The 11,568-nt window shown below is 56.5% G+C and carries 12 protein-coding genes; 6 read left to right on the plus strand and 6 right to left on the minus strand.

Features of this window, described 5'->3' with window-relative positions:
* Window positions 1-374 precede the first annotated feature (374 nt).
* From AC52W5_RS01690 to AC52W5_RS01700, 3 genes are read left to right on the plus strand one after another with little or no spacing between them, the layout of a single operon-like run.
* Window positions 375-1,091, plus strand: a complete 717-nt coding sequence (locus AC52W5_RS01690; RefSeq protein ID WP_495669729.1) for a C39 family peptidase — start codon at window positions 375-377, stop codon at window positions 1,089-1,091.
* The gene (locus AC52W5_RS01695; protein WP_495669730.1) at window positions 1,088-2,326 is read left to right on the plus strand and encodes a carboxylate-amine ligase; all 1,239 of its coding nucleotides are present in this window, start codon (window positions 1,088-1,090) and stop codon (window positions 2,324-2,326) included. The genes AC52W5_RS01690 and AC52W5_RS01695 overlap by 4 nt, the downstream gene beginning before the upstream one ends.
* Window positions 2,327-2,347: 21 nt before the next feature.
* Complete coding sequence (locus tag AC52W5_RS01700; protein ID WP_495669731.1) at window positions 2,348-3,052, plus strand: N-formylglutamate amidohydrolase; 705 nt, start codon at window positions 2,348-2,350, stop codon at window positions 3,050-3,052.
* Between the two features lie 67 nt (window positions 3,053-3,119).
* On the opposite strand, the gene AC52W5_RS01705 is transcribed toward AC52W5_RS01700, so the two are convergent.
* From AC52W5_RS01705 to AC52W5_RS01730, 6 genes are all read right to left on the minus strand, one after another.
* A complete protein-coding gene (locus AC52W5_RS01705) occupies window positions 3,120-4,484 on the minus strand; it encodes a nicotinate phosphoribosyltransferase (protein WP_495669732.1) in 1,365 nt (454 codons plus the stop codon).
* Entirely contained in the window at window positions 4,481-5,062 is a 582-nt protein-coding gene (locus AC52W5_RS01710) for a nicotinamidase (protein WP_495669733.1), read from the minus strand. Before AC52W5_RS01710 ends, AC52W5_RS01705 begins: the two co-directional genes overlap by 4 nt.
* Before the next feature lie 73 nt (window positions 5,063-5,135).
* Window positions 5,136-5,723: an HPF/RaiA family ribosome-associated protein gene (locus tag AC52W5_RS01715; protein WP_074973541.1), complete on the minus strand. Its 588-nt coding sequence runs from the start codon at window positions 5,721-5,723 to the stop codon at window positions 5,136-5,138.
* Window positions 5,724-5,810: 87 nt separating this feature from the next.
* A complete protein-coding gene (locus AC52W5_RS01720) occupies window positions 5,811-6,284 on the minus strand; it encodes a universal stress protein (protein ID WP_074973544.1) in 474 nt (157 codons plus the stop codon).
* 46 nt (window positions 6,285-6,330) lie between these two features.
* Window positions 6,331-7,758 (minus strand): RtcB family protein, encoded by a 1,428-nt coding sequence (locus tag AC52W5_RS01725; protein ID WP_495669734.1) that lies wholly within the window; start codon window positions 7,756-7,758, stop codon window positions 6,331-6,333.
* A 54-nt stretch (window positions 7,759-7,812) separates the two neighbouring features.
* Window positions 7,813-8,229, minus strand: coding sequence for an archease (locus tag AC52W5_RS01730; RefSeq protein WP_495669735.1), 417 nt, complete (start codon window positions 8,227-8,229; stop codon window positions 7,813-7,815).
* A gap of 328 nt (window positions 8,230-8,557) precedes the next feature.
* Between AC52W5_RS01730 and polX the strand changes: the two genes are divergently transcribed.
* The 3 genes from polX (at window position 8,558) to AC52W5_RS01745 (ending at window position 11,549) form a co-directional block, all read left to right on the plus strand.
* On the plus strand, window positions 8,558-10,306 hold the full coding sequence (gene polX, locus AC52W5_RS01735) for a DNA polymerase/3'-5' exonuclease PolX (protein WP_495669736.1): 1,749 nt from the start codon (window positions 8,558-8,560) through the stop codon (window positions 10,304-10,306).
* Window positions 10,307-10,395: 89 nt separating this feature from the next.
* Window positions 10,396-11,022 (plus strand): phosphoribosyltransferase, encoded by a 627-nt coding sequence (locus tag AC52W5_RS01740; protein WP_074973550.1) that lies wholly within the window; start codon window positions 10,396-10,398, stop codon window positions 11,020-11,022.
* Between the two features lie 26 nt (window positions 11,023-11,048).
* Entirely contained in the window at window positions 11,049-11,549 is a 501-nt protein-coding gene (locus AC52W5_RS01745; RefSeq protein WP_074973701.1) for a hypothetical protein, read from the plus strand.
* Window positions 11,550-11,568: the final 19 nt, after the last annotated feature.

Here is an 11,568-nt window from a genome sequence, read left to right on the forward strand (position 1 = left end):
TCCTTGGCGCCGTTCGCCCTTGACCCTTTGGCAAGCTCAGGTTCAGGGCGAACGTAGATGTAGGTCGGGCTTCGCCTGACAGATGATTATTCACCGGGCGGAGCCCGGCCTACTACTGTATTAAGCAGCGTTCGATTCTTCGACGCCGCCCTCTCCCCATCCCTCTCCCTCCCCGGGAGAGGGAGCCTGAGGAGGCGCTCCACGAACTGGATTTCTTCCAGCACATCACCTAATCTTGATAGAGGGACTTCGAACAAGCCCGACCGGGGGACAGCTTCATGGCTGATCCCCATGTTCCTATGTTCCCCCATGTTCTTTACGCTACAGCGATGCTGTCTTGACATGCGCTTGCCGCCCATTCGCCGACTATTGCCGTGCTCAGAACAACACTGCGCTTACCCGTCAAAACACTGCCGCAACCCGACGAAACGACATGCGGCCCAACGTGCCTGCATGCCATCTACAGCTATCTCGGCAAGACGGAGTTGCTGGACACCATCATTGAGCGGACCCACAAGCTTGAAGACGGCGGAGGAACCTTTGCTGTCTTTTTAGGGTGTGACGCGTTGCGAAACGGTTTCCATGCCACCATCTATACTTATAACCTGAAGGTTTTCGATCCAACCTGGTTCACACCAGGTGTGGATATTGCAGAACGGTTGCAACGGCAGCGCGAGATCAAGTCGGACTCGAGATTGCGGCGGGCTACCGAGGGTTATCTGGAGTTTCTACGTCTGGGCGGCCGATTGCGTCTTACAGACCTCTCGCAATCCCTCATCCACGGCCTTTTACGTCGCGGCCTGCCCATCCTGACTGGCCTGAGCTCCACCTTCCTTTACCGCGCCCCGCGGGAATATGGACCAAATGACATACCGGACGATGTGCGCGGGTTTCCTGCCGGCCATTTTGTCGTACTCACCGGTTATGACCGCGAGAAGCGGACCGTTCTTGTCGCCGATCCTTACGGCCCGGCCCAGGAGTACTGGAGCAACATCGACCGGGTATTGGGCTCGGTGCTGCTGGGCATCGTGACACATGATGCCAATCTGCTCGTCATCCGAACACGAGGCGGGCCGGGGGAGGCAACATGACTGCGGCATTGCCGGCCTTTGCAGGTTATGGCATCGAACTGGAGTACATGATTGTCGACAGGAAGACGCTTGCGGTTGTTCCCATCGCCGACGAGTTGCTGCGAAAACTTACGGGCGCGTTTGCATCCGAGGCCAGGAACGGCCAGTTGGGATGGTCGAACGAGCTGGTGCTGCATCTGCTCGAACTGAAAAACATCGACCCGCAGCCAGACATTTCCTCCCTGTCTGTCGCGTTTCAAGGCGAAATCCGGCGAATCAGCAAGGTGCTCGAATCGATGAACGCACGGCTCATGCCGGCAGGCATGCACCCCTGGATGAATCCCCGCACGGAGACCCGCCTCTGGCCGCACGATCAGTCGGAAATCTATCGGGCTTATGACCGTATCTTCGACTGCAGAAGGCACGGCTGGGCCAACCTGCAAAGCATGCACCTCAACATGCCTTTCGCAAACGACAATGAATTTGCACGGCTTCACGCCGCGGTGCGGCTGTTGCTGCCCATTCTTCCGTCGATAGCGGCAAGCTCGCCAATCGCCGAAGGCAGCTACTCTGGTTTCCTGGATTTCCGGATGGCAAACTACTGCGAGCACCAACTGAAGGTACCCTCGACCATCGGTCGGGTAATCCCGGAAACAATCTCCAGTGCCGCCGCCTATGAAGCAAAAATTCTGGCGCCGATGTACCGCGAAATTGCAGCACTCGATCCGCAAGAAATGCTACAGCATGAGTGGCTCAATGCGCGCGGGGAAATTCCCCGCTTTGACCGTAACGCTATCGAGATCCGCGTAATCGATACCCAGGAATGCTCGAGTGCTGACTTTGCCATCGCCGCTGCTGCGATCAATATCGTGCATGCGCTCTACAGCGAGGCTTACGCGCCGTTGGCCGAGCAGCAATCCATCGCCACGGAAGCATTGGTCAGGATCATGCATGACTGCATTCGTGACGCAGAGCAAGCCGTAATCGATAATGCGGAATACCTTCGCCTGATGGGTTTTCCGGATACGGATTGCACGACTGGCATTCTGTGGCGGCATCTCATCGAGTCTCAGATGCCGGTCGAACCCAGGCAAGGAAAAAGCTGCCGGGAAGCGCTGCAAACCATTTTAAGAGAGGGCCCGCTTGCGCGCCGCATCCTGAATGCGATCGGTTCCGACTTCAGCAGGAGGCGACTGGAAACAATCTACCGCGAGCTGTGCGATTGCCTGGACGAAGACCGTATGTTTGTGGAATGAGTTGCGCATGACTTCAACAAAATGTCGACGGATATTCATTTTTTAATCAGTTGTGAACATGGCGGTAACCGCATTCCAGTGCGCTACCGCCCGCTGTTCGAAGGCTACGAGCATTTGTTGCACAGCCACCGGGGCTATGACAGCGGCGCTTTGGGCCTGGCTAAAAAACTTGCCATGGCACTGCACTCGCCATTGTTCGTCGCCACAACAAGCCGCCTGCTGATCGACCTCAACCGCTCGATCGGTCACCCCCGGCTTTACTCGGAAGCGACGCGCAACACACCTGCCGCTGTGCGCCAGGAGATTCTGAAGAACCACTACTTGCCCTATCGCACTTGGGTGGAAGCAAACATTGCGGATGCCATTCGCTCCGGCCTGAGGGTAATCCACATCTCCTCACACAGCTTCACTCCCGAATTGAATGGGGAGGTTCGCAATACCGATATCGGACTGCTTTATGATCCCTCACGCCATCTTGAGCAAGAGCTGTGCACCCGCTGGCGGGCGTGCCTTGCCGCGCACGTGCCCGATTTAAGGGTACGCCGCAACTATCCCTACACCGGAGCGGTAAATGGTTTCCCCACCTACCTGCGTCGCCGGTTTCCTGCCAATGCTTACGTTGGAATCGAACTGGAGGTCAACCAGAAACATATTCTCAAGGGTGGCTGGCGATGGCATGCGTTACGCAGCCTGCTGGCTGGCACACTCAACGAGGCAGTTGCATGAGCCGACCCATACTCCTCTGAAGGTATCTTCGAGCACGGCAGGATACGGAGGTCAGGTCAATACCAGCTCAGACGCGAAGGTTCCGGGTAGAGGTAATGGGGCCGCACTCGTCATCCACCTTTTTTGCCAGTGCTTGCAGCGAGGCGGAGATTTCGACTGGGTAAGCGGGGGCCGTTTCAAGCAATCTGAGGGGTTCCGGCAGGCGGGCATAGTTCGCTACTGTTTGCTGGCGGATGGCCTCCAGCTTCCTATTCCCGTTGATGCGCCGCCCATTCCGCATCATAGGGACGATTAGAGGCTCGCCCTCATGCAGATCATCCTTTTCCAGTGCAACAACATCGCGCACCGCGCGACCATCCGGGTCATATTTGCGATACACCTGCTTGCGCCCCGGCCACGTCGCTTTTCCCTCGGAGCGTTTGCGGCGAGCCTTGTCGGCGTACTCCTGCAGCTTATAAGCGCAATCCAGCGCCGGCACGTCGCTCGACACGTCTAATGCAGTACCCAGGCCAAAGCCGTCGATGGGAGCGCCGGAGGAAATCAGTTCATGCACCCGATTTTCGTTCAGATTACCGCTGGCAAAGATGCGGGTTTTTTCAAGCCCCCCTTCGTCGAGTATCCGGCGCACGCGACGTGCATGCATCCCCAGGTCGCCGCTATCCAGCCGGACACCACTCACCTCGATGCCATCCTGCGCAAGTTTACGGGCCAAGGTGACGATCTTGATGGCAGCCGCCTCGGTATCGTAGGTATCGATCAGCAGCGTCGAGTTTTTCGGATGACAACGTACAAGATGTTCGAAAGCGGCAGTCTCGTCTGTATGGGCCTGAATGTAGGAATGAGCAACGGTGCCGAATGAAGGCATGCCATATATTGCCGCCGCAAGTACTGTTGATGTGCCGGAAAAACCGGCAAGATAACTTGCCCGGGCGGCAAGCAACGCGGCTTCCGCTCCATGTGCGCGGCGCATGCCGAAATCCACCAGGAGTTTGCCGGGCGCAACCAGCACTGAGCGTGCTGCCTTTGAGGCGATCAGGGTTTCGAAATGCAGCAGGTTGATGAGACGCGATTCGACGAACTGGGCTTGCGGCAGTGGCGCCGTGATCCGGAGGATGGGCTCATCCGGAAAAAAAAGAGTACCTTCCGGCATTGCATGTACATCGCCGGTAAAGCGGAATTGTTCAAGGTAATTTACAAGAGCTGATCCAAACCGGGGCTTGAGCCATGCCAACTCCCCGGCTGAAAAGCGCAGGTTCTCAAGAAATTCCAGCGCCTGTTCCAAGCCCGCCGTCACCAGGAAATTCCGGGTCGGAGGAAGCTTGCGAAAAAACAGCTCGAATACCGCGGTTTCCTGCATTCCCTGCTGAAGGTAGCTCTCCAGCATCGTCAACTGGTAATGGTCGGTCAGCAGCGGGCTGGAGATTGGGTTCACTCAGGGACGATGGTTTCGAAATCGATGAGTTTTGCGCCCAGATGGGCCATTTCCTCCAGCGCGGCGTTGCTCGCGTCGACATCCATCCCCCGCACTGCATCCTTGAGAACAAAGATGTCATACCCTTGGTTCAAGGCATCCCGTACGGTACTGAGGACACAATGGTCCGTCGCCAGGCCACCAATGAAAACGCGGGAAATTCCCGCAGATTTCAGCATCGCATCCAGTTCTGTCTCCGAAAAACCGGAATAGGCCTCTTTCTCCCTGGAGGTGGCCTTGGAAGCAATATGCGTGTCGCAGGGGATTTCAAGACTCGCCGGAAATGCCGCGCCCTGCGTGCCGGCAATACAATGCGCAGGCCAGGGCCCTCCTTGTTGATGAAAGGAGCAGTGATCAGGCGGATGCCAGTCGCGGGTAGCGAAAATAGGCAGTTCGCGAAAAAGAAAAGCTGCGATATACCGGTTAAGGCTTGGGATGACCTCATCTCCCGCCGGTACAGGAAGGCTTCCGCCGGGCAAAAAGTCGTTTTGCACATCCACTATGATAAGGGCATCACCAGTGCCTATGTCTGTTTTCATGCCAATCTCCTATCCCCTTTGCCGCTTTGCTCCCTGGACTTTACATTCTTCGGTCGAGTGCGCCGGACTTAGTTTAATCCCCCGAACCCGTTAAGCGCGGCTCTGCTTCTTCGGGTTCTTCTACCTGGTGCCTGCCGGTACTGACGCGTTTTGCCTGAAAACCTTCACTGCCGATATCTTCGAGGAATTGCACCTCGCTTCCTTCTTCCAATTGCTCAAAGTTATTGTTGGCAAGATTTTCGCGATGAAAGTACAACTCCTGCCCACCCGGAGTTTCGACGAAACCATAGCCTTCCTCGGGCATCAGCCGTACCACCTTTCCATGCAGAACGGGAGCATGCGCCTTGACTTCACCGCGCTGGCGCCGCCCGTAGTCTTCGAGCTGCCGCTTTGCGGCGTCGAACGCATCGCGCAGCGCAACATACACGTCCTCGTTGGGTTCGCGGGTCACCACAAGCTCCTTTCCCGGCACTGTAATGTCCAGCCGCACATTGAACAGGTTGCCCTGATGTTTGTGTTTGTGAGGAACCTCGACAACTATCCTGCATCCCATGATCTGGGGATAAAAAGTCTCGAGCTTTTCCGCTTTTTGTCGAATATGACTTTCCAGTGCCTCAGAATGGGGAATATCGCGTGTGGTGATCTGAAGTTGCAGTTTCATGACTTATATCCTCTCCATGATAAACTCATATTGCATCCAGGCGTAAGATAAGACTGAAAGACAGGAGCCCGCGCCAGGACTGCCGGGCTACGTCCGGCGCTCCGTTTCACGCAACTGGCTTTTGTCGCCGCGGATGAGCAGCACGGGAATATGTGCCATGCGGACGATCCCTTCCGCAACGCTCCCGAACAGAACGCGACTGAAACCAGAACGGCCATGTGTGCCAATTACGATCAGCTCGGCTGACCAGCGCCTTGCTTCTTCGAGTATTACGCCGGCAATGCGCTCACCACCCGCTTCCAGTAATTTCACTTCGGCTGCAACCCCTGCCTGTTGCATCAATGTTTGCGCCTCCGTCAATATCCTTCTGCCGGTTCTCTCCAGGGATTCCTTCATTTCATCGTAATTGATGTAGCTGTTGGCATCCATCAAATGAATATCAGTCATGACATATACCAGTTCCACCTGGGTGCTGTGCTGCTTTGCAAGTTTCGAGGCTTCCTGGAGCGCAAGATTGGAGGTTGCGCTGCCGTCTATTGGAACCAGGATACGTTGATACATGTCACTCCTTTGAAAAAAAGTTTTTAATATTGTTAACCCTTAACCCCTAACCCTTGATGCAGACTTTCGGCCGGAGAAATGCGACTCGCCGGGCGAGTCCGGCTTCTTCCGTAGCCTCCGCCACCAGATCGACATCCTTATAAGCGCCCGGCGCCTCTTCCGCCACGCCGCGCATGGAGCGGGTATGGATCAGGATGCCTTGTTGCGCCAGCTCGTCCACCAGCGCGCGTCCTTTCCACCGCGCGAGCGCCTGATGCCGGCTCATGGCGCGACCTGCGCCGTGGCTCGAAGAAGCGAAGGCCGGGTTTTCGCTGGCACCAACGAGAATGTAGGAACCTGTCCCCATGCTTCCACCGATAACGACGGGTTGTCCTACCTGCCGGTAGCGTTCCGGCAGCATGGGGTGTCCCGGCCCGAATGCGCGCGTGGCGCCCTTGCGGTGCACATAGAGCAACCTTGATTCACCGTCGATCTGATGGGTTTCGGCCTTGCAGGTATTGTGCGAAACATCAAACAAGGTTTCAAGCGCGGCCTGGGGATAAATTTCCGTAAATACAGAACGGGTAAGGTGCGTCAGAATTTGCCGGTTGGCAAGCGCGCAATTGATCGCGGCATTCATGGCGCCGATATATCGCTGGCCTTCGGGGGACTTGACAGGCGCACAGGCGAGTTCACGATCGGGTAAATGAATGCCCAAACGGCTGGCTGCTTTTGCCAATAGCACCAGATAATCGGTACCGATCTGGTGCCCCAGCCCCCGCGAACCGCAATGTATCGAAACCAGGATTTGTCCTTCATGCAGGCCAAACGCCAGCGCGGCAGCAGGATCGAAGATGCGGTCCACCACCTGTACTTCCAGGTAATGATTGCCTGAGCCGAGCGTGCCCATCTCGCCGCGCTGGCGCTTTTTGGCAAGTTCGGATACGTTATCCGGGATCGCCCCTGCAACCCGTCCATGTTCTTCAATGTAATCCAGATCTGTCACGGTGCCGTAGCCTTGCTGTACCGCCCAGTGTGCACCGCCGTGCATCACTTGGTCGAGTTGCTCCGGGTTCAACTTGATCTCGCCCTCCTCGCCCACGCCGGCAGGGATGGCTCGAAACAAGGCGTTCCCGAGTTCGGGAAAATGCTCTACAGCATCCTCGAGATCGAGATTGCTGCGCAGACAGCGTATGCCGCACGAAATATCGAAGCCGACTCCGCCCGCGGAAATCACGCCCCCCTGCTCAGCATCGAAAGCGGCAACACCCCCTATGGGAAAACCATATCCCCAATGTGCATCCGGCATGGTCATTGCCGCCCCGATCAGGCCGGGCAGGGAAGCAACGTTGGCGATCTGCTCGAGTACCTTGTCGTCCATGCTGACGAGCAAGGGCGCCCCGCCATACAGAAGGACCTCCGCGCGTTCTTCGCCCGGTGTGCGCGGCAGCGCCCACAGGTAGGGTTGCAGTTGGCGCAAGCGCTCCAGATTCATGTCACCTCCTGCCGTTACTGTCGTTCATTTGCATCGTTTCATCTCGAAGCCGATTCACACATCCACTATGCAGCGCGCTTCCCACATTGCTCCAGTTTTTTTGACTGAAAGCATGGTCAGCGTCGCACCTTTGACTTCGACCCCCCGCTCCAGGTCCTCACGCCACTTTTCGCCCAGCGCTTCGGCAGACCACAGATTTTCCCGGTGTCCCACATGAAAGCGGTTGAATACCATCCCGAACTCACGTGCCTTCCCCAGCAACAGATTCAGCCATGTCACGAGCGCCAGTTCATAATCTGATTCTTCGAACTCTATCTTGACCGAAGTCTGCGGCTGCACCTTATCCAGAGGCGTAACAATGCCGAACACTGCTTGAGCGGCTGTCTCGAATGCCTGCTCAGGCGTATTGCCGCGCCCGATAATGCCGATATCGGCATCGTGCTCGAAGTAGGATGAAGTCTGGGTTGGCATGCACGAATTATCCTTTGATCCCTCACCCGGCCTAACCCAGGGGTCTTCTCCAAGATTTCCCCTTTGCTTTTCCGTTCGCTCTCCCATCTGCGCTCTCCCGTTTGCTTTTATCGCGCTAAAAACGGCACTAAAACTGGAGTACACATTACAAGCTATAGGAGAACCCCTTTGCCGTGTCAAGGGTAATCGGATGCGCCCTCAACCCTTGCTGGCCGGCTGAGCCCGCACGTCCCCATGAATATACTAAACTGATCATGTGAATCCTCGGCCAGCAACTTTCCAGCAAAATCAGCAAGGTGCTTGTCGACGGGAGCAAACGGGAAAGCGCATGCCCAGCCATAACGCCGATATCGCCGCTGTCTTCGAAGAGATTGCCAATCTGCTCGAGATCGAAGGCGCAAACCCTTTTCGGATACGCGCCTACCGTAACGCAGCCCAGGCAATAGGCGCGCTTTCCACCGAAGCGTACGTGCTGCTCGAAAACAAGGAAGACCTGACAGAGCTTCCCGGCATAGGGCGCGATCTTGCAGGCAAGATCGAAGAAATTGTTGCCACCGGCCATTGTACCTTGCTGGACCGGCTGCAAACCGAGCTTCCTCCCGCGGTTACAAAGCTTCTGAAAGTGCCAGGCCTTGGGCCGAAGCGGGTCCGGCATCTTTATCACGACCTCGATGTCCAGACTGTCGAGCAACTCTACAGCGCGGCGCGCGACGGACGCATTCGTGCCCTGCCCGGTTTTGGCGAGAAAACCGAGCTCAACATCCTTCAGGCGATCGAGGCGCATGCCGATCAGAAAGGGCGTTTCAAGCTGGCGGTGGCGGCACAATACGCGGAGCCGCTACGCGCGTTTCTGGCGGGCGTTCCCGGAGTCAAGGAAGCAACCGTGGCCGGCAGCTACAGGCGCATGCGCGAAACAGTGGGCGACCTCGATATCGTTGTCACAGCCGCACCGGGCAACGCTGTCATGGAGCGGTTCACCGGGTACGAAGAGGTCGCCGAAATACTTGCTGCCGGAGGCACTCGCGCCAGCGCGGTCCTGAAATGCGGCTTGCAGGTGGACCTGCGCGTAGTCGCAGACGAAAGCTATGGCGCTGCCCTGCACTACTTTACCGGATCAAAAGCCCATAACGTTGCGGTACGTTATATCGCGCAGAAAAAAGGGTTGAAAGTCAACGAATACGGCGTGTTTCGGGGTAAAAACCGTATCGCGGGCGAGACCGAGGAATCGGTCTATCGTGCCGTCGGGCTATCCTTTATTCCACCAGAGTTGCGCGAAAACAGGGGTGAAATAGACGTGGCGCGGGTTCGGAAATTGCCACGTCTGGTGGAGCTGGGCGACTTGCGGGGTGATCTGCACGTCCACACAAAAGCCACGGACGGCCACAACAAATTGCGCGAAATGGCGCTGGCCGGCAAATCGCATGGCCTGGAATACATTGCTGTCACGGATCATTCACGCGAACTGAGAGTCGCACGCGGCCTCGACCCTCTGCGGTTGAAGCGCCAGTGCGATGAAATCGACGCGCTTAATGAAGAGCTGGAAGGGATTACCCTGCTTAAGGGAATCGAGGTGGACATCCTGGAGGATGGCACCCTGGATCTGCCGAATCACGTTCTGGCGCAACTCGATCTGGTTGTAGGGGCAGTCCACAGCAAGTTCGAGCTTCCGCGGGCGAGGCAAACCGAGCGGATACTGCGCGCAATGGAACATCCCCATTTCACCATTCTTGCGCATCCCAACGGTCGCCTCATTCCGCAACGCCCGCCTTGTGATATCGATATGTCCCGCATTATCCGGGAGGCGGGACGCCGCGGATGCTTCCTCGAACTCAATGCCCAACCCGAGCGGCTGGATTTGTTCGATATCTACTGCCAGATGGCCAAGGAGGAAGGGGTGCTGGTCAGCGTCAATTCCGATGCCCACAGCACTTTTGATTTCGCGAACCTGCACTTTGGGATCGGTCAGGCAAGGCGCGGGTGGCTGGAAAAACAGAATGTACTCAACACCCGCTCTCTTGAGGAATTGCGGATACTCATTGCCCGCGCGATGCAGCACCCAACACGTACGGCCGTATAAACGTCAATCAAGCGTCAAATCCGACCATGTAAAAATGCCCGGTAAAAAATTCACCTATACTGAAAATAAACACGTGAGCGGGAGCAGCCATGTATTTTGAAAATCGCGCGGCAGCAGCCAGGAAGCTTGCGGAGGCGCTTTCCGAATACCGCGGTAAAAATCCACTAGTTCTGGCTATTCCCAGAGGCGCAGTGCCAATGGCCAGAATTATTGCCGATGAGCTGAAAGGTGAACTGGACGTGGTGCTGGTGCGTAAAGTACGGGCGCCAGGCAATCCCGAATTCGCGATCGGTTCCGTCGACGAAACCGGCTGGGTTTATCTTACGAGTTACGCCAGCGATGTGGGCGCGGACGAGAAATACATCAAGGATGAAGTTTCCACGCAACTGGAAACGATACGGCAGCGCCGCGCTCAATATACCCCGGTACGGCCGCCGATCGATCCCGCCGGACGAATAGTAATCGTAGTCGATGATGGGCTGGCTACCGGTTCGACCATGATAGCCGCATTGCATGCGCTCCGGGCGAAGAAGCCGGTGGAATTGATCTGCGCGGTACCCGTAGCCCCGCCCGATACAGTGGAGAAAGTGCGCAACAGTGCCGACCGCGTAGTATGTCTTTCCAGTCCCATCAACTTCTACGCTGTGGCGCAGTTTTACATGGATTTTCCGCAGATAACGGATGAAGAGGTTATCGCCGTGCTTGCAGCTGCTTGACTTCCGACATAATCCAGGACAAGATCATGATACGTTATCCAGTAGATGTTGATACCCGAGTCAGCCCCAATCTCTCGCTGCTTATCGACAGCCGGGTCAACGATCCCGATGCGGAGCAGCCTATTACGCTTGCCACAGTGCGAGCTTTCATCGCCGGTCTGCTGCCTTCTGCATTGGATGAGGCTGAGCGATTGCACCATTTCGACATGGATGCCTCACTCCTTGACGAACTCGATGTGCTGATCGAGGAATACGGAGGAGATGCGCTTGCCATTGATTTTGTAAGAAGCGATGCGAGCGAAGCGCTTACACGGGCAATAGAAGCCGTAGTCGATGACGAAAATCGTGAAAATCCCCCCACGCTCGGCGCAGTGCGAGACGCCATTACCGGTGGCCTTACTGCAAAACTGGTTGGCGACGGAGTTCTGGAGGATGATGAGGATGACACCTTGCTTGCGGAGATCGATGCGCTGATCAGACGTAATGGTCCCGACGCCCTGGCGGAAGAATTTATCCGTTACGAATAGTCGTTTCCTCCTCCTGCCC

Source organism: Nitrosospira sp. CT, assembly GCF_059489795.1.